Below are 18129 nucleotides of genomic sequence, written 5' to 3'. Positions count from 1 at the left end.
TGTATATTGACTGGTTTAATATATAATTTTTTTAATTTTTAAATTTACAATTTCAATCTATGTGAGGTCAAATGAAGAAAGTGAATGTTGCAATTGATGGACCAAGTGGTGCAGGCAAGAGTACAGTTAGCAAAGAAATTTCAAAAAGACTCGGTTACACACCGATTAATAGCGGCAGTTTGTATCGAGCAATTGCATTTAATGTAATACAAAATGGTTTAGATCCCTATGATATAAATTCGGTAATTAATTCATTAGTCCCTGGGATGCTTAAATTGCAATACGACGAAAGTGTGTGACTAAATGGTCGGAACATTTCGCACGAAATTAGAGCTGACTACGTATCACAAAGTGCGGCCGTAGTTGCTAAAATTCAAGAAGTTCGTAATTTCGTAGTTGATTATGTACAACAAATGACAAAACAAGAAAAAGGATTCATTGTTGATGGTCGTGACACAACTTTTAAATTAATGCCACATGCTGAAGTTAAAATATTTTTATGAGCCGATCCTGAAGAGCGTGCAAACCGTAGATGTATTCAAAATAATGAATTAGGATACAAAACTAACTTTGAAGAAGTACTTTACGAAGTAAAAGCACGTGATGCACAAGATATGAATCGAGAAGTTGATCCATTACACAAAACCGAAGATGCAATCGAAATTGATTGCACCAATATGGATTTTGAAGAAGTTGTCCAAACTATTATTAATATAATTAACCAAAAAGTGAGTGAAAATGCGTAATACAGTTGCTATAATTGGAAAACCAAATGTCGGAAAAAGCACTTTTTTTAACAAATTAATCGGTAAAAAAATATCAATTGTGCACGATGAACCTGGTGTTACTCGTGATAGACTATATGAAAATGTTCAATGAGCTGGTCACACACTCAGATTCATTGATACTGGTGGAATTGAAATTGAAAATAGACCATTTCAAGATCAAATCCAAATTCAAGCAAAAATTGCTATTGATGAAGCAGACGTGATCATCTTCCTTGTTGATGGTACTTCTGAAATTACCAATGATGATGCTTTTATCATGAATATCTTACGTAGATCGAAAAAACCAATCATTGTTGCTGCTAACAAATTAGAAAGCAACCAAATGTTTGACTTTTCATGGTATAAATTAGGTGTCGATGAAATTTTTCCGATTTCAGCATTGCACGGGGAAGGTATTGGGGAAGTTTTAGATAAATGTTTAAGTTATCTGGACTTTACTGATGAAGAAGATCATTCACTTTTTAAGTTATCAATCATCGGACGTCCTAATGCAGGAAAAAGCTCATTATTAAATAATTTAACCAAAGAAAATCGTTCAATCGTTTCAGATGTCCCAGGTACCACTCGGGACAGTGTTAAATCTAACGTTATCATTGATGGTAAAGAATATAACGTAATCGATACTGCTGGAATCATGCGAAAAAGTAAACTAATCGAAAGTGTGGATCACTATGCACTTATGCGTGCAATGAATAGTTTGGCCGAAAGTGATTTATCATTAATTTTAATTGATGCTACTGCTGAAATTTCACACTTTGATGCTCGTATAATTGGTTATGCATTAGAAAATGATAAACCTATTATTGTGGTTATAAACAAGTGAGATTTAGTTGAAAAAGAAACAAACACAATGGCTGAGTACGAAAAAAGATTAAGACACAAATTGCATTTTGTCCCTTGAGTTCCGTTTGTATTTATTAGTGCAAAATATAACCAACGTTTAGGTAAATTAGTCGACACATTGAATGAAGTTCGTGAAAACTTAGAAAGAGATATCAAACCATCTCTTTTATCAAAATTTGTGATGGAAACACAAATGATTCAACCTGCCGCTCCTTATAATGGCGGTCGTTTAAATGTTTATTTTGTACGTAAAACTTTAGATAAAATACCTACTTTTAATTTTTACGTAAACAATAAAAAATATGTTCACTTTTCATACACAAGATTTTTGGAAAATCAATTAAGATTAACATTTAACTTTAAAGGTTGTCCAATTCGAATTAATTATAAAAACCGTAATGGACTTGAGTAGCTTTAGGTTATTCAAGTTTTTTTGTGATAAAATTTATGTATTATGAATGAATTTTTACATCAAGAACAAAGAATATCAATTACTAACGGACGCAAGACTTTTTATGCACTTGTTTCGTTATTTTTTGGTATTGCTTTTACTATTTTAATCGCCACAATGGGAATTGCATCGTACTTTGTATCACCGCGTTGACTAATGCAACCGGCTGGTATCGGGACTTCTTTTGGGATTTTCATTAGTGGTCTAATTTTTTTAGTAGTTTTTAGTTATTATGGAAACCGGATGAATCTATTTTGAAAGATTGTTTCATCAATAGTTATTGTTTTCTTTTTAAGTTACTTTGTCGTATATGCAACAAAGGTTTGACTTGAATTCGATAGTAATCGTACACTTATTATCTTTGGTTCATTGCTAATCCCTGGGATAATAATGATTGCTGCTGGTTTACTCGGGTACTTTGAAATAATTAAAATTGAAAAATTAACTTTTATATATTGAATTTTATTTGCTGTTTATATCGTCACAACCATTGTTGTATTTGTAACAATTTTTGTAACAAGCAACAGTAAAACGTTATTAACAATGAGTAACTTTTATTCATTTTTAATTATTACAATTGTTTTCGTTTCAACTGCTATTGATTTTTACTTATTACGTAAAAAGGCAGAAAGTTTTGAGACTACAGTGGACAAAAAAGAATTAGTTAAGGAAGCTCTTATGTTCTCAGTTAGTTTATTTTCTAACTACGTGCAATTGGTATTACAAATCTTACGTCTTTTCTCATTTAACAAAAACTAAATTTGATCCTGCATTGCAGGATTTTATTTTGTTTCAAATTAATGTTTGTATAATTAATAAATATAGATTAAAAGGAGAATTATGTATATTCCAAAACTAAGCATTAGACAAACCCAGAGTGCTATTCAAGATTTGAAAAAAATTTTTCAAGAAGAATTGAAGAAAAACCTAAACTTAACTCGTGCAACCGCTCCTCTTTTTGTGTCGAAACAATCAGGTTTAAATGACGGGTTAAATGGAGAAGAACCAGTATTTTTCGTACCTTCAAAATCTAATGAACGTCTTGAAGTGGTTCACTCACTTGCAAAATGAAAAAGACATGCATTAAAACAATACCACTTTGCACCTTATGAAGGACTTTATACCGACATGAACGCAATAAGACGTGAAGAAGATTTAGACGAAGTGCACTCATACTATGTAGATCAATGAGACTGAGAAAAAATCATTTTAGAAAAAGATCGTTCAATTGAATTTTTAAAGCAAACGGTTGAATCAATTTACTTATCACTCAGACACACACATTTTCGTCTAAAAGAGATGTTTCCAACTTTAACACAAGAACTTGTAGAAAATGTATTTTTCATCAGTGCACAAGATTTAGAAGATTTATATCCTAATTTATCAATTGATGAAAGAGAAAATGCAATCGCAAAAGAAAAAGGTGCTGTTTTTATTTATCAAATTGGTTATCCACTCAAATCAGGTATAATACATTCAAAACGTGCTGTGGACTATGATGATTGAAAACTTAATGGTGACTTAATCGTCTATTCTACAGTGCTAAATCGTGCGATCGAACTCTCATCGATGGGGATTAGAGTAAATGACAAAAGTTTAATTGAACAAAGTAAATTAACCAAAACTGAATTAGAAAATCTTTCTCCATACCACAAAAATGTCGTGAATAATGAATTACCACTTACAATAGGTGGTGGAATTGGACAATCAAGAGTAAGTATGTTTTTATTAGAAAAAAAACATATTGGTGAAGTACAAGCTAGTTATTGACCAAACGAGTATCGAGAAAAAATCAGCAAAGATGGAATTGAACTGCTTTAGTGAGTAATTATGGACTTTTCACAAATTTTCGAATTACAAAAAGACTTAGACCAAAAAATTAACGAAAAAGTCTTCAGCGTGAATCCGGAACTTGAACAATCAAAACATCACCTGCAATCACTAATTGGTTTGACTGTTGAAGTTTCGGAATTAGCTAATGAAATTCAATTTTTCAAATATTGAAAAAAGAACAAAAACATCAATTGAGATAAAGTTTATGAAGAATATACAGATTTAATTCACTTTTTAGTCTCAAATGCTAATTTTTATAAAATTAATCCAATTATTGAAGCGAAAATAGTTAGTGATGATTTGACCTATCAATTTAAAGAAATTTTTATTCAAATTTCAAAACTAATCACAAATCCCAATAAGGAAACTTTACGTGAATTATTTGAATTAATTGTTGGTGTGGCTCAATTAATTGATCTTGATTATGACAAAATGTTTACTTGATATTTAAAAGTCAACCAAAAAAACTATAACCGAATTAAAAATAATTACTAAAAAGCAGAGGAATTACTCCTCTGCTTTTTAACTAATAATAATTTCAAAAAATGGTATGGTGCCACTTACGAGAATCGAACTCGTGTCGCTTGATTACGAGTCAAGTGCTTTACCACTAAGCTAAAATGGCGTGGCGGTCAATGAGGGATTCGAACCCTCGCGAGACTTTCATCTCCTGCCGCTTTTCGAGAGCGGTCCCTTCAGCCGGACTTGGGTAATTGACCATTTTGTAAAATAATTATATATAAGTTTTGAATAACATGAAATATTATAGTTAATTAAGAAATTATACGTAATCAAAATAAATGGTTTTATATTATAATTTTTAATAATTATGGATAAATCAAAAATTAAAAATTTTTCAATTATTGCGCATATTGATCATGGAAAAAGTACTTTAGCAGACCGTATTTTAGAAATTACTAATACTGTTGCAAAAAGAGATTTAACCGAACAATTCCTTGATTCAATGGAACTAGAAAAAGAGCGTGGTATTACTATCAAATTAAACGCTGTGCAACTTAAATACAATGATTATACTTTTCATTTAATCGACACTCCTGGTCACGTGGACTTTACTTATGAAGTTTCTCGTTCTCTCGCAGCCTGCGAGGGAGCTCTTTTAGTTGTCGACGCAACACAAGGAATTGAAGCTCAAACTTTGGCCAATGTTTACTTAGCAATCGAAAACGATCTTGAAATCATACCTGTAATTAACAAAATTGATTTACCAAGTGCTGATGTTGAAGCAGTAAAACAAGAAATTGAAGAAGTTATTGGTATTTCAACCGAAAATGCTGTTTTAATTTCTGCAAAAACCGGTCAAGGTGTTCCTGATGTATTAGAAGCGATTGTTAAATATATTCCTAGTCCCAAAAATGCGGATGATTCAAAACCATTAAAAGCATTAATTTTCGACAGTTACTTCGATCCTTATCGTGGTGTTATTATGTTAATTAGAATTTTTGAAGGTAAACTTAAAACTGGTGACCGTTTCAAATTTATGTCGAACAACGCAGAATATCACGTAATTGATCTTGGGGTTCGAAATCCAAACGAAACCAAAAAGGAATGACTTGAAGCTGGGGAAGTTGGATGAGTTAGTGCTGCAATTCGTGATGCAAAGGAAGTCAGCGTTGGGGACACTATAACATTAGTTGACAATCCCACAGCCGAACCTTTAGCTGGATACAAAAAAATGAAACCAGTTGTTTACACTGGATTTTATCCAATTGATACTAAAGATTATTCAGAACTAAAAGAAAGTTTAGAAAAAATTTCATTAAGCGACTCATCAATAACTTGAGAACAAGAAACCTCAAAAGCTTTAGGATTTGGTTTTAGAGTTGGATTTTTAGGTCTTCTTCACATGGAAATTCTTCAAGAAAGATTGGACCGTGAATACAACGTTGGTATTATCGCAACTAGTCCCAGCGTTGAGTACAAAGTCCACATGACAAACGGTGAAATAGAAATGATTTCTAATCCAACCTTACTACCAGATCGTACTTTCATTGATTTTATCGAAGAACCTTATATTGAAGCAAGTATATTTTTACCAAATGAATATATTGGTAATGTGATGGAATTATGTCAAAACAAACGTGGTATTTACAAAGATTTACAATATGTAGATAACAATCGTTCACGTTTAGTATACGAAATGCCACTCGCTGAAACAATTTTTGACTTTTTTGATCGTCTAAAAAGTACTTCAAAAGGATATGCGTCATTTGAATATGAATGAATTGGATACCGTGAAAGTGATTTAGTAAAAGTGGACATCTTACTAAATGGTGATAAAGTTGATGCCTTTTCTATTATTTCACACCGCGATCGCGCTTATGCATCTGGACGTGAATTATGTGAAAAGTTAAAAGAAGCAATCCCAAGACAAAACTTCGAAATCCCAGTCCAAGCAACTATTGGTGGAAAAATTATTGCTCGTGAAACAATTAAAGCTTACCGTAAAGACGTTACTGCTAAACTTTATGGTGGAGATGTTACACGTAGACAAAAACTTCTTAAAAAACAAAAAGAAGGTAAGAAAAGAATGAAAACTCTTGGATCAGTCGAAGTCCCACAAGAAGCCTTTTTATCAATTTTGAAAACCAATATGGATCCAAAAAAATAACAAAAAAGTTCAACCTTGAATGTGTTGAACTTTTATTTTGTCCCGAAGATACGGTCTCCAGCATCCCCAAGACCAGGTTCGATGTATTTGTTGACATTTAGTTTCTCATCTAAATTTGCTAAAAAGATTGGAAAATCTTTACCAAAGTTCTTTTCAACAAAATTAACACCTTCTCGTACTCCAACAAGGCAGCACAATTGAATATTTGTAAATCCATCTTTTTTAAGTAAATTAATCGCATCCACAGCACTCCCACCGGTGGCCAGCATGGGGTCAACTACTAAAATATGTGAGTCCTTTGGTACATCTGGCATTTTGTAGAAATATTGATGTGGTTGATGTGTGGTTTCATCACGATAGACACCAATGTGTCCCACGCGGGCTTCTGGGACTAAACTAAGTAGACCATCCAACATACCTAAACCGGCACGCAAAATTGGGACAATGACAATTTCTTTATTGAAATCAAAACCAACGTGTTCTTTTTCAAGTGGTGTTACAACTTTTTTTGGTTTAGTTTCGTAATCACGTAAAATTTCATAAACCATTAATGAAGCAATTTCATTTAAATTTCTTCTAAAACGAGAGTGGTTCGCATTTTTATCTCTCATATATGTTAATTTAATTGAAATTAACGGATGTTCAATAACTTTCAACATTTTGTTATACTCCTCACAGTGTTTAATTAAATTCTACATATTTTAAGGTATTTTAATTAAAAATATTATAATAATTTCATGAACTTTGAAATTTATGCTGAATTAGCTGAACAGAATGCAGAAAACAATTTTAATAAAACATACGCAATTATCGGTTTAGTTTTTATGTTGTTGCTTTTTGTAGGTGCAATAGGTTTTGCTATTTATTATTATTTATTCAAAACACGTAAGAAAACACAAGGATTTATTTTCGAAAATAATATTGTTAAACAAGTTAAAGAATTAGCTCATAAATACAAAATGGAATATGTCGGACCTGCGACCTATCATTACGATGGAAATATTTTTGAAGTTGATGGAATTGTATTTAACGAAAAATTTGTGATTGTTTTAGAATATAAAAGTTATAAAGGACACATTAGTGGTGATTCAGTAAGTGAATACTTATACATTACTAACAAAAATAAAGGTAAAAAAAATAAGGTTTCAAACTTTTTAATTCAAAACTACAAACACATTAAACATCTATATAAAATGTTAAATATGAATTTTATGGCCATTTCTATGATTGTTACACAAAAAGATACAACTTATGACATTTATAATGTAGATAATTATGTGGTGCTCTCAACTGAAGAAGATTTAGCTAGCAAGTTCGATTTTATTTATCAAGAATTAAATCACTTACCAAGCAAAATTAACATTCGTGACTTTAAATTAGTATTAAACGGAATGAAAGCTAACACTTTAAAAGAAGCAAAAAAATTCAAAAAAATCACTAAACAAAATAAATAACCGGTTTGGTTATTTATTTTTAAATTACTTTAACAAGGAGAATTATGAATCAAGATGTAATTACAAAATTATCACAAGAGTTAAATATCGATATTAAATATTTGGAAAATACATTGCAAATGTTAAGTGAAGGATCAACTGTTGCATTTATTTCGAGATATCGAAAAGAGTTTACTGGTAATTTAGACGAAGAGCAAATTAATGATATTTATAAAAAATATAAATATAATCTAGAACTTGAAGAACGTAAAAATACTATTCTAAATAGTCTTAAAGAGAAAGATTTATTAACCCCAGAAATCGAAAAAAGTATTCTTGAATCGACAAAAAAATCTGATTTAGAAGCGATTTATGAACCTTTTAAAATTGGTAAAAAAACAAAAGCTTCTGAAGCAATTAAACTAGGCTTAGAACCGTTAGCAAAAGAAATTTTTACAAACACAAAAATCGAGTTTAATCCTTATAAATATGCCGAAAAATTCATCACCAAGGATGTAGCAAGTGTTGAATTTGCTATTGAACAAGCACTTTTTATCATTTCGCAATGAATTTCACAAGATCCATGAGTACGTGATTATGTGTATGATCAAATTTGAAATTATGGAAAAATTAATACCAAATTAAAACCTAAAGCAATTGATGAAAACTCTGTTTTTAAAATATATTATGATTTTACTCAACCAATTAAATATATTCAAAATTACAAAATTTTAGCAATTAATCGTGCAGTCAAAAAAGATATTTTAGCAATGAAATTTGAGATTAATGAAACTATTTTATTAAATAACATTACTAATCATTTTTTCAAAAATAAACGTACAGCTGCACTACTTAAAAATGCTGTTCAAGATTCATTAAATCGTTTAATTTTGCCATCAGTTAAAAACAAAATCTTCGAAGACTTATTCGCTCGTGCTGAAAAAGATGCTATCCAAATTTTTTCAAAAAATTTAGAATCAATTTTACTCTCTCCAGCAGTTAAAAATACTAAGTTGCTTGCAATTGATCCGGCCTATGTCCATGGTTGCAAATATGCATTACTTGAAGGTGATGGAACACTAATTAAAACTGGTGTGATATATCCTAATCCACCTGTAAATAAACTCAAAGAATCAAGTGAGATTATTTTAAAAGAAATTAATCAACACGTACCACAAATGATATTAATTGGTAACGGAACAGCTTCGTGAGAAACAAGAGATTTTATTGAAAAATTACTTGAAAAAAATAAATTCAATATTCCTGTTGAAATCGTTTCAGAATCAGGAGCAAGTGTTTATTCAGCTTCAGAATTAGCTCAAGAAGAATTTCCTGAATTAAGTGTTGAACTTAGATCAGCAATTAATATTGGTAGACGTTTTCAAGATCCTTTAAATGAAATTATCAAAATCGATCCTAAATCAATCGGTATTGGTCAATATCAGCATGATGTAAATCAAAAAGAATTAGGTGAAGAATTAGACTTTAAAATCTTTAAAACAATTAACCTTGTTGGAGTTAATTTAAACAGTGCAACCAAACATATTCTTTTACATGTATCTGGAATTAATAAAAAAACAGCTCAAAATATTGTTGAATACCGTAATGAAAATGGATTATTTAAAAATCGAAATGAACTCAAAAAAGTTAAAGGTCTTGGAGCAAAAAGTTTTGAACAATCAGTCGGTTTCTTAAGAATTTACGGTTCAAGCGAGTTTTTAGATTCAACAAATATCCATCCTGAAAGTTACAAAGTTGCACGTCAAATAATGGAATATTTAAACTATGATGTGCAAACTCAAAAATTTGAAAAAGAATATCAAATTGATGAATTAGCTCAAAAATTCAAAATTTCAATTTACGATGTCGAATTAATTATCGACTCATTATTAAACCCTGCTAGAGACATTCGCGATAGAAAAAGTGGTTTTAAAATCGATTATTCACTCAAAACAATTGATGATTTAGCAATTAATAATTCGTACAACGGAAGAATTGAAAATATAACCGATTTTGGTGTGTTTATTTTTATCGGAATCAAAGAAAGTGTTTTTGTGCATAATAGTAAAATCACTGGTTCATTTAATAAAAACGACTTATTTATAGGTCAAGATTTGTTGGTGGAAATTTTAGAAATTAACAAAGAAAACGGACGTATTTCAGGTCTCATAAAATAAATTATTTTTTTAAGTCAATATAATATATAATTTCTTATTATTTGATTAACTTACTTAAGTAAGAAGATTAAATTATTGATCAATCTTTTAATATTTATTTTTTAAATTATAAAACTCATTTTATAGGAGACTTATGCCAACAGATACTCGAATTATTCCGCTTGGTGGTGTTCAGGAAATAGGAAAATCAACATTATTAATTGAACACAATGACCACATCTTTATCATTGATGCTGGTATTAAATTCGCAGACACATTCACCACCGGAATTAAAGGAATTATTCCTGATTATTCATACCTAAATCAACCTAATAAAAAAGTCGAAGCATTATTCATTACTCACGGACACGAAGACCACATCGGTGGTGTAGTGTACTTGGTAAAACAAACAAGATTAAACAAAATTTTTGCTCCTAGAATTGCAATTCAATATTTAAAAGCAAAATTTGATGAACAAAAAATAACTAAACCAATTGAATTTATCGAAATTGATAAAAAAGATAGTTATTATTTCGCGAATAATGAAGTTCGTGCAGATTTTTGAACCGCTCAACACTCAATTCCAGACGCATTTGGAGTACGTTTAACTACCCCAAATGGTTCATTAATGTGTACTGGTGATTTTAGATTTGACTATACACCAATTGGTAACTATACTGACTTTGCTCGTTTAGATGAAATCGGAAAACAAGGTTTAACTGTTCTTTTAAGTGATTCAACAAATGCGATGAGACCGTACCACTCACCAAGTGAAAGTGACATTTTAACAGACATTAAAAAACACATGGAAAATGCAAAACGTAAAATTATTGTTACTGCTTTTGCTTCGAACTTAACTCGTGTTAAGGTGATTATTGACCTTGCCGTTAAAATGAATAAAAAGATTTTAGTTTTTGGTCGTTCGATGATTCAAGGAATTAAAATTGGTCGTAAATTGGGATACATTGATGTACCTGCTGATGTTTTTGCGGATAAAAAACAATTAGGTTCAATTAACGAAAATGATTTAGTGATCTTAACAACTGGATCTCAAGGTGAACAACTTGCAGCTTTATCAAGAATGTCATACGGAAAACATCCAACAATCAAAATCGCAAAAGGGGACATGATCATCTTTTCTTCTAGTCCCATCCCTGGCAATCGAATGGTAATTGAATTATTAGTTAATAGATTGTACAAATTAGGTGCGATCATTAAAGAAAATGGTGTTGACGGTTATCTACACACCAGTGGTCATGCTTATCGCCATGAACACGATAAAATTTTTAAATTAACTAAACCAAAGTACTTTTTACCATACCACGGTGAATACCGTATGTCAATTGTTCACGGTCAAAGTGCAATCGAAAACGGAGTTGATCCAAAAAATGTGATAGTACCACAAAATGGTTATGTTTACTTAATGCGTAACAATGAGATTATCCCGACTAAGGAAAAAATCGATTTTGGACCTGTTTTTATTGATGGAAAATCAATCTTAAATACAACCGCTGCTTTAATTAAAGAAAGAAATAGACTTGCACAAAGCGGTTTTGTTTCAGTGGTTGTTACAATTAATAAAAAGAATAATTCGGTGGGTAAAATTCAATTATTGTCTCGTGGTTGCTTCTTTGTTAAAAATTCACAAGAGTTAATCGAAGAAAGTAAAAGAATTGCCCACGGTGCGGTCTTACATTACATTAAGAATACTCCAAATTGATCTGTTCCACAGATTAAAAAGTTTTTAATTGAACGTTTGAGTGCACTTTACCACAAAGAACGTAGACGTGATCCGATTATTATTCCGATTATTTTTGTAATCGATCCAACAACCAAAAAAACACATAAAAAAGCAAATCAAGAAGAAGAAAAAATCATTGTTAGATTTGAAAATGAATCAAACAAAAACAACAATGAAAATGCTAAAACAAATAATAATACAGTCAAAAAATCAAATAAAAAAGATCGAATCTCAAAAGAAACTAAGAAAATAATCAAAGATATCGAAAAACAAATATTCAAAGATGTTACTTTAGAACAATTCGACGATTTAGATGAAGAAGACGAAGAATAGAAAAAGCACAGAATTAATTTCTGTGTTTTTTTGATTGTCCCATTTTGGCTCTAAAGTGTCCCAAAAAACCGCAAATAAAAACCCTCGTTTTTGACGAAGGTTTTTTAATATGATTGATTATTTTGCTATTATTTAAACTGCAAAACTCACTAATCCCATCACAACACCAGCGAATAAAGGAGCTGCTACAGGAACTGATAATCCGTATGCGAAATCTGGACTAACAGGATTTTTAATTTGTTTTTTGAATAATTTAGTTGTAGCAAAGTAAACAAGTCTTGGTGCTAAGTCACGAGCAGGGTTAATTGCGTAACCTGTTACAGAACCTAACGACATACCAATAGCCATAACTACAAATGTAACTGGAATTGGTCCTAATGCATCTAATCTGTTGCTACCAAAAGCAAAAGCTAAAATGGAAGCTAAAAGTACTACAGTACCGATAAATTCGTATCCAAAGTTTTGTGCAAATGCTTTTCTGTGTGCAGGACCTGTACAGCTTGATCCTTTTAATAATTCTGCATCATTTTCTTTAATGTGTTGTCAATTTAAAAAGTTCAATGTTACTTGTGCTAATGCAGCACCGATAAATTGAGCAACAATGTACACAACACCTTTTAAAATCACTGCGGCAGCAGCATCTGTACCTTTAAGTCCTTTGATTGTTAAAAATACAGTTACAGCTGGATTTAAGTGTGCACCTGTAGAGAATGCGTTAGCAATAATTACACCAACAAAAACTGCAAAACCTCATGCTAATGTAATTAAAACTCAGTTTGGACGTGTGTTTGCAGCAAACATGTTTTTAAACTTAACACTTGCTACTACACCGTTACCTAATAATACCAAAGCGAACGTACCTAAAAGTTCACCAATTAAAATCTTGACCATGTCAGACATTATTTATCTCCTAATTCAACATCTTTAACTCAGTTTAATGTTCTTGAAACCGCAACATCTCATCCATGAGTTAATTTTTCAACTTCTTTTACATCCATTTGAGGCTCGAATTCACGATTAATAATCGTATTCTTTTTAATTTCATCTAAATCTTTTCAATATCCAGTTGCTAGTCCAGCTAAGAAAGTAGCTCCTAAAGCAGTTGTTTCTGTGTTTTCTGGACGAACAACTTTAGTATTTGAAATTGATGATTGGAATTGCATTAAATAGTTTGAATTACTTGCCCCTCCATCTACTTTTAACACTTCAACTCTTTTACCTAAATCGCTCGCCATCGCTTTTAATAAGTCATTTGATTGGAAAGCAATTGATTCTAAAGTTGCTTTAACAATGTGTTCTTTTTTTGTACCACGTTCTAATCCGAAGATCGCACCACGTGAGTAACTATCTCAATAAGGTGCACCTAGACCAGTGAATGATGGTACTAAGTACACATTATGTGTGTTTTCTTTTTCAGCTAAATAAGCATAGAAATCTGATTCGGCTGAGTTATAAATTAATCTTAAACCGTCCCGGATTCATTGAATCGCTGCCCCAGCGATGAAAACAGATCCTTCAAGTGCGTAAACAACTTTGTCTTTACCAAGTTTTCAAGCAACAGTTGTTAATAGTTTATTTTTTGAAAGAATTGGTTTTTCACCAATGTTCATCAAGGTAAAACATCCTGTACCATAGGTATTTTTTACCATCCCTGGTTTGTCGCACAATTGACCAAATAAAGCAGCTTGTTGGTCCCCAGCTACTCCAGCAATTGGGACTTGACCATTAGCTCTTAATGATCAGTGTTTTGGTTCAACATATCCATAAATTTCTGAAGATGATTTTACTTCAGGCAAAATTGAACGAGGAATTTCGAATAATTCCAATAACTCATCATCTCATTCAAGTGTATTAATATTAAATAAAAGTGTACGTGAAGCATTCGACACATCAGTCGCATGCACTTTACCATTTGTTAATTTTCAAATCAATCAAGTATCGATTGTTCCTGCTAATAATTTACCTTCTTCTAATGTTTTTTGTGCAAGTGGTACATTTTTTAGAATTCATCTAATTTTAGTTCCTGAAAAGTAAGGATTAATGATTAACCCAGTTTTTTCACGGACTAAATCAATGTGTTCGTTTAATGTATCACAATATTCACTTGTTCTACGGTCTTGTCAAACAATCGCATTATAAACTGGTAATCCAGTTTCCTTATTCCATAAAACAACTGTTTCTCTCTGGTTTGTAATTCCTAAACCAACAATATCATTCGATTTAATGCCTGCTTTGTTCTTTGCTGATTGCATAGTTGAAAGCTGTGTATTTCAAATTTCAAGTGCATCATGTTCTACTCAACCACTCTGTGGATAATACTGAGTGAACTCATTTTGAGCAGTAGCTACAATTTGTGCATTTGAATCAAATACAATTGTACGACAAGAAGTAGTACCTTCGTCTAATGTAATTAAATATTTTTTGTTCATTTATACATCCTTTTTAAAATACGTCAATTTCGTAATCTGGTTTGAAATCTTCTTTTTCTTCTAATTTACAGTCTAATAATTTTGCAATTTCTGATGCGATTGCTGGTGCAGATGATAAAGCAGGTGATTGCATTCCAGCAGCTAAAATAAAGTTTGGATTATTTTTACTTTTTCTAATAACAAAGTCGTTTGTTTCAACATCAATTGGACGTGATCCGGATAAAGTCATAATTGTACGATCTAATTTAAGTGATGGAACAATTTTGGTACCAATTTGACCAATATAATCATATTTTTCTCTAGTTACTAATCTAGTATCTTCTTTAGCAACCCCTTCTTCAGCAGTTGGTCCAACTAAATATTTTCCATCTAAAGTAGGAGCTACAATCACTCCTTTTCCATGAATTGTAGGTACTTTAAAAAGTACTGAATGAATTAAATTAGGATCATAGTTGTCCAAAATACGATATTCTCCACGACGTGTTGTTTGTTTAAAGTCATCAAATCCATTATCATTTGCAATTTTATCTGCATAGTGTCCCGCCGCATCAACAACTTTTTTAGCGTAAATTTTTTCTGAATTATTAATTGTAATTTCGAATAACTTTTCAGCTTCTAAATATTCAATTTTGGTTACTTCAGAAGAAACACGTAATTCTGTACCATTTTGTTTTGCGGCACCGATTAAAGCTTTAGTTGCTTCTACTGGATGAATTGCAACTGAAGATGTACACAATAATGCTCCAACCACTTCTGGATTTACGTTCGGTTCTTTTTTAAGAACTTCTTCACCTGTTAAAACTTTTAAATCTTTAGGATCTAATTTGTTAATTAATCCACGGTCGTATAACATATGTACATGTTTCATTTCTTCATCATTAAACGCTAAAATTAAAGAATCAATTTTTACTCTAGGAAACTTTAAATGTTTAAATCAATCTGTTTGTCATTTAATGTTACCTTCTAAATTAAGTTTTGCTTCAATTTTGTGTGGTTCAGGATCAAAACCACCGTGAATCAACCCTGAGTTACCTAATGACGTTTCATTTGCTACTTTTGGATTTTTTTCAATTATTACTAAATCTAACTTATAACGAGATAATTCATAAGCTATTGATCCACCAATAATCCCAGCTCCGATTATAGCTACATCATATTTTTTCATGTACTCTCCTTTTCAATATTAACACTTGTCCATTTCATTTCTTTTGGACGATTTAATTAAAGCATATTAAAAGCGAGAGTTGAAGTGAAAAAAATAACAAAAAACAGCTATAAAATGTCATAATAAGACAAAAATGTAATTTTTCCCTGTTTTTTAATATGAAAATGCACTTTTTAATTTTTATAAATTTTTTTATTATATTTTTTCAATATGGAAACGTACCACATTTCACGCATCAAAACATCAGTGTGGTATGAAATGTGGAAACATTACACTATATAAAAACATTATTTTAGGAGGTTTTTGACCATTTGAAATTTTCCCAGTAAGGGACAATCAAGTCAATGAACACTTAAGTTTAAATTTCAATCGTACCGACTGGGGACATTCAAGAAAAAATAAAAACTCCACACAAAAGTGTGGAGAATATTATTGATCTACATATTGAGTGTTGAAGTTACCAATTACTCGCTCAACTGGAGTAATAGAAATAAATAAAGTTGAATCAACTTTTTTAAGATCTTCGATAATGTTTTTAGTTTCTAAAAGAAGCATTACAGTTTCAACTTTGTAAACATCTTTTCCAGTATAACCACTTTTTAATGTAGTCACTTGGTATCCATGTCAGTAATTGATTAATTTGAAATAAGCAAGTACGTTTGCTGGATCCGCACAAGAAATAGATAATTTGACTTTTTTATATTTTGGATAGATGATTCCAAGAACTAAGTTATTAACTAAAATGTAAAAGAAAGTTGATAATTCACGCATTCCAAAATAAATGTATTTTGATGTGTAGACATTTTCTTGATTATCAACGTAAACGTTTGGACTTAAAAAACCATAAATGATTAAGAATGTAGCTGCAGTAGCAAATGAAACAATCGTCATTACACCTGCTACATTGCGTTTACTTTTTGTTGAGAAATAATAAACAACAATATCAGTCCCTCCGGTTGAACCACCTGCTTTTCAGGTAAGTGCAACACCAGAACCGATAAATAAAGCACCAATACCACAATATACTAAAATTGGTCAGGTTTCGGGATTAATTACACGAATTACTTGAGTTTCCTTAAGAATTTGTTCATTAAAAACGCTACCTGCATTTATTGCTTGATCAATATTATGTTCTCAATTAGGAACAAAATCGATTCAGTGAATTAATTTATCTTCAATTGGTTGTCAAGTAAAGAAAAAGTTAGTAATAATTTGGAATAACATAAATAAAATAGTTAAAACCGTAAAACTCTTCTTTATATGAAATCCAAAAAATAGAAACAACGGAATATTAACAGCTAAATAAATGACCGCAAAATAAGGTTTAGTTTTCGGAATTAATAATTGAATCAATGTAGGTATCCCAGTCAAACCAGAAGGGACAGTTGAAGCTTTAATTAAAAATACTTGAGCACCAAAGTTAAAAATTAATGCGGCTAAGAAAATTATTAAAACTCTTTTTCAATATACCTTTCAAATGATCGGTAAAGTCATTTTTTCATTGTCATTATTGATTAAATAAATACCCATCTTGTAGTTGATTAGGTTCGCCTTACGGATAATTTCTTCATCGCTTTGAATAAATGAATTAGCCGGTTTAAGATATTGATTTGATTTATTAGTTGCATGCAAATTCTTGAAATTTAAAATTTTTCTTAATAAATTAGTGTTTTTACTAATCTTTTGCATGTTTTGTTGACATTCTTGGTTTTCGGTGTTTTGTTCATTTTTGTTTTCAAGTTCATTATTTGACAAATTTTTCATACTAATAATAATAACATTTTTAATTTTGTATTTAAAACAATTTTTTTAGTTATTTTTCTTTCCTTTTTTGACTATAAAATAGACTAATTAGTTGATTTTAGTAAATCATTAAATTCAGATTCGCTTAAAACTGCAACACCTAATTGATTTGCTTTTTATAATTTCGAACCAGCTTCAGCACCAGCTAGTAAATAATTTGTATTTTTTGATACTGATGAAGAGACTTTACCACCATTTTGTTCAATTAAATCCTTAAAATAATCACGTGGTTTTGATAAAGTACCTGTAATTACAAAAGTTAAATTTGATAAAAGATCTGTTTTAGCAACATTAGATTCTTCAAATTCTATTATTTGATTTAATTCGATTAACATCTCACGGTTTCTTTATTAACGTATTCAATTAATGATCAAACACTTTTTTCACCTAAATCTTTAATGTGAATTAAATTTTGTAAATCATTATTTAAAAGATTTTCAATTGTTTTTAATTCTTGAGCGATTAATTTACTTGTTCTTAAACCAACCTGTGTTTCCAATTTGTAATTAAGAAAAAACGAATACA

The 18129-nt window shown here is 30.6% G+C and carries 16 protein-coding genes and 2 tRNA genes; 9 read left to right on the top strand and 9 right to left on the bottom strand.

Annotated elements, in window-relative coordinates; genetic code table 4:
- The first annotated feature begins 71 nt into the window (after positions 1 to 71).
- The 5 genes from cmk to BLA55_RS00505 all read left to right on the top strand — a co-directional run bounded on the left by cmk (position 72) and on the right by BLA55_RS00505 (position 4410).
- Positions 72 to 746, top strand: a complete 675-nt coding sequence (gene cmk / locus BLA55_RS00525) for a (d)CMP kinase (RefSeq protein ID WP_073372181.1) — start codon at positions 72 to 74, stop codon at positions 744 to 746.
- A complete protein-coding gene (der, locus tag BLA55_RS00520) occupies positions 739 to 2043 on the top strand; it encodes a ribosome biogenesis GTPase Der (RefSeq protein WP_073372180.1) in 1305 nt (434 codons plus the stop codon). The genes cmk and der overlap by 8 nt, the downstream gene beginning before the upstream one ends.
- Positions 2044 to 2085: 42 nt before the next feature.
- A complete protein-coding gene (locus BLA55_RS00515; RefSeq protein ID WP_073372179.1) occupies positions 2086 to 2841 on the top strand; it encodes an MAG0110 family membrane protein in 756 nt (251 codons plus the stop codon).
- 81 nt (positions 2842 to 2922) lie between these two features.
- The gene (gene asnA / locus BLA55_RS00510) at positions 2923 to 3903 is read left to right on the top strand and encodes an aspartate--ammonia ligase (protein ID WP_073372178.1); all 981 of its coding nucleotides are present in this window, start codon (positions 2923 to 2925) and stop codon (positions 3901 to 3903) included.
- Between the two features lie 9 nt (positions 3904 to 3912).
- A complete protein-coding gene (locus BLA55_RS00505) occupies positions 3913 to 4410 on the top strand; it encodes a dUTP diphosphatase (RefSeq protein WP_073372177.1) in 498 nt (165 codons plus the stop codon).
- Between the two features lie 56 nt (positions 4411 to 4466).
- Here BLA55_RS00505 and BLA55_RS00500 read toward each other — a convergent pair.
- Positions 4467 to 4540, bottom strand: a tRNA-Thr gene (locus BLA55_RS00500).
- Between the two features lies 1 nt (position 4541).
- Positions 4542 to 4634, bottom strand: a tRNA-Ser gene (locus tag BLA55_RS00495).
- Between the two features lie 110 nt (positions 4635 to 4744).
- Here BLA55_RS00495 and lepA point away from each other — a divergent pair.
- A complete protein-coding gene (lepA, locus tag BLA55_RS00490; RefSeq protein ID WP_073372176.1) occupies positions 4745 to 6544 on the top strand; it encodes a translation elongation factor 4 in 1800 nt (599 codons plus the stop codon).
- 32 nt (positions 6545 to 6576) lie between these two features.
- Here lepA and upp read toward each other — a convergent pair whose 3' ends face one another.
- Positions 6577 to 7203 carry a uracil phosphoribosyltransferase gene (upp, locus tag BLA55_RS00485; RefSeq protein ID WP_073372175.1) on the bottom strand — a complete coding sequence of 209 codons (627 nt, stop codon included), beginning with the start codon at positions 7201 to 7203 and terminating at the stop codon, positions 6577 to 6579.
- Between the two features lie 78 nt (positions 7204 to 7281).
- On the opposite strand from upp, the gene BLA55_RS00480 reads away from it, so the two are divergent.
- From BLA55_RS00480 to BLA55_RS00470, 3 genes are all read left to right on the top strand, one after another.
- A complete protein-coding gene (locus BLA55_RS00480; protein ID WP_073372174.1) occupies positions 7282 to 7998 on the top strand; it encodes a nuclease-related domain-containing protein in 717 nt (238 codons plus the stop codon).
- Positions 7999 to 8042: 44 nt separating this feature from the next.
- Positions 8043 to 10154 (top strand): helix-hairpin-helix domain-containing protein, encoded by a 2112-nt coding sequence (locus BLA55_RS00475; RefSeq protein ID WP_073372173.1) that lies wholly within the window; start codon positions 8043 to 8045, stop codon positions 10152 to 10154.
- A gap of 133 nt (positions 10155 to 10287) precedes the next feature.
- Positions 10288 to 12207 carry a ribonuclease J gene (locus BLA55_RS00470; protein ID WP_073372172.1) on the top strand — a complete coding sequence of 640 codons (1920 nt, stop codon included), beginning with the start codon at positions 10288 to 10290 and terminating at the stop codon, positions 12205 to 12207.
- A gap of 132 nt (positions 12208 to 12339) precedes the next feature.
- Here BLA55_RS00470 and BLA55_RS00465 read toward each other — a convergent pair whose 3' ends face one another.
- The 6 genes from BLA55_RS00465 to BLA55_RS04250 all read right to left on the bottom strand — a co-directional run bounded on the left by BLA55_RS00465 (position 12340) and on the right by BLA55_RS04250 (position 18103).
- On the bottom strand, positions 12340 to 13107 hold the full coding sequence (locus tag BLA55_RS00465; protein ID WP_073372171.1) for an MIP/aquaporin family protein: 768 nt from the start codon (positions 13105 to 13107) through the stop codon (positions 12340 to 12342).
- Complete coding sequence (gene glpK / locus BLA55_RS00460; protein ID WP_073372170.1) at positions 13107 to 14636, bottom strand: glycerol kinase GlpK; 1530 nt, start codon at positions 14634 to 14636, stop codon at positions 13107 to 13109. Before glpK ends, BLA55_RS00465 begins: the two co-directional genes overlap by 1 nt.
- Positions 14637 to 14649: 13 nt before the next feature.
- Entirely contained in the window at positions 14650 to 15801 is a 1152-nt protein-coding gene (glpO, locus tag BLA55_RS00455) for a type 2 glycerol-3-phosphate oxidase (protein ID WP_073372169.1), read from the bottom strand.
- Positions 15802 to 16230: 429 nt separating this feature from the next.
- The gene (locus BLA55_RS00450) at positions 16231 to 17565 is read right to left on the bottom strand and encodes a YitT family protein (protein ID WP_073372168.1); all 1335 of its coding nucleotides are present in this window, start codon (positions 17563 to 17565) and stop codon (positions 16231 to 16233) included.
- Positions 17566 to 17720: 155 nt separating this feature from the next.
- Positions 17721 to 17939 carry a BRCT domain-containing protein gene (locus tag BLA55_RS00445; protein ID WP_073372167.1) on the bottom strand — a complete coding sequence of 73 codons (219 nt, stop codon included), beginning with the start codon at positions 17937 to 17939 and terminating at the stop codon, positions 17721 to 17723.
- Complete coding sequence (locus BLA55_RS04250) at positions 17933 to 18103, bottom strand: helix-hairpin-helix domain-containing protein (protein WP_167542421.1); 171 nt, start codon at positions 18101 to 18103, stop codon at positions 17933 to 17935. Before BLA55_RS04250 ends, BLA55_RS00445 begins: the two co-directional genes overlap by 7 nt.
- Between the last annotated feature and the right edge of the window lie 26 nt (positions 18104 to 18129).

Source organism: Mycoplasmopsis pullorum, from assembly GCF_001900245.1.
GTDB classification, from domain to species: domain Bacteria; phylum Bacillota_I; class Bacilli_A; order Mycoplasmatales; family Metamycoplasmataceae; genus Mycoplasmopsis; species Mycoplasmopsis pullorum.
Note: the sequence above shows the minus strand (reverse complement) of the source record. Positions and strands in the feature narration are given on the sequence as shown.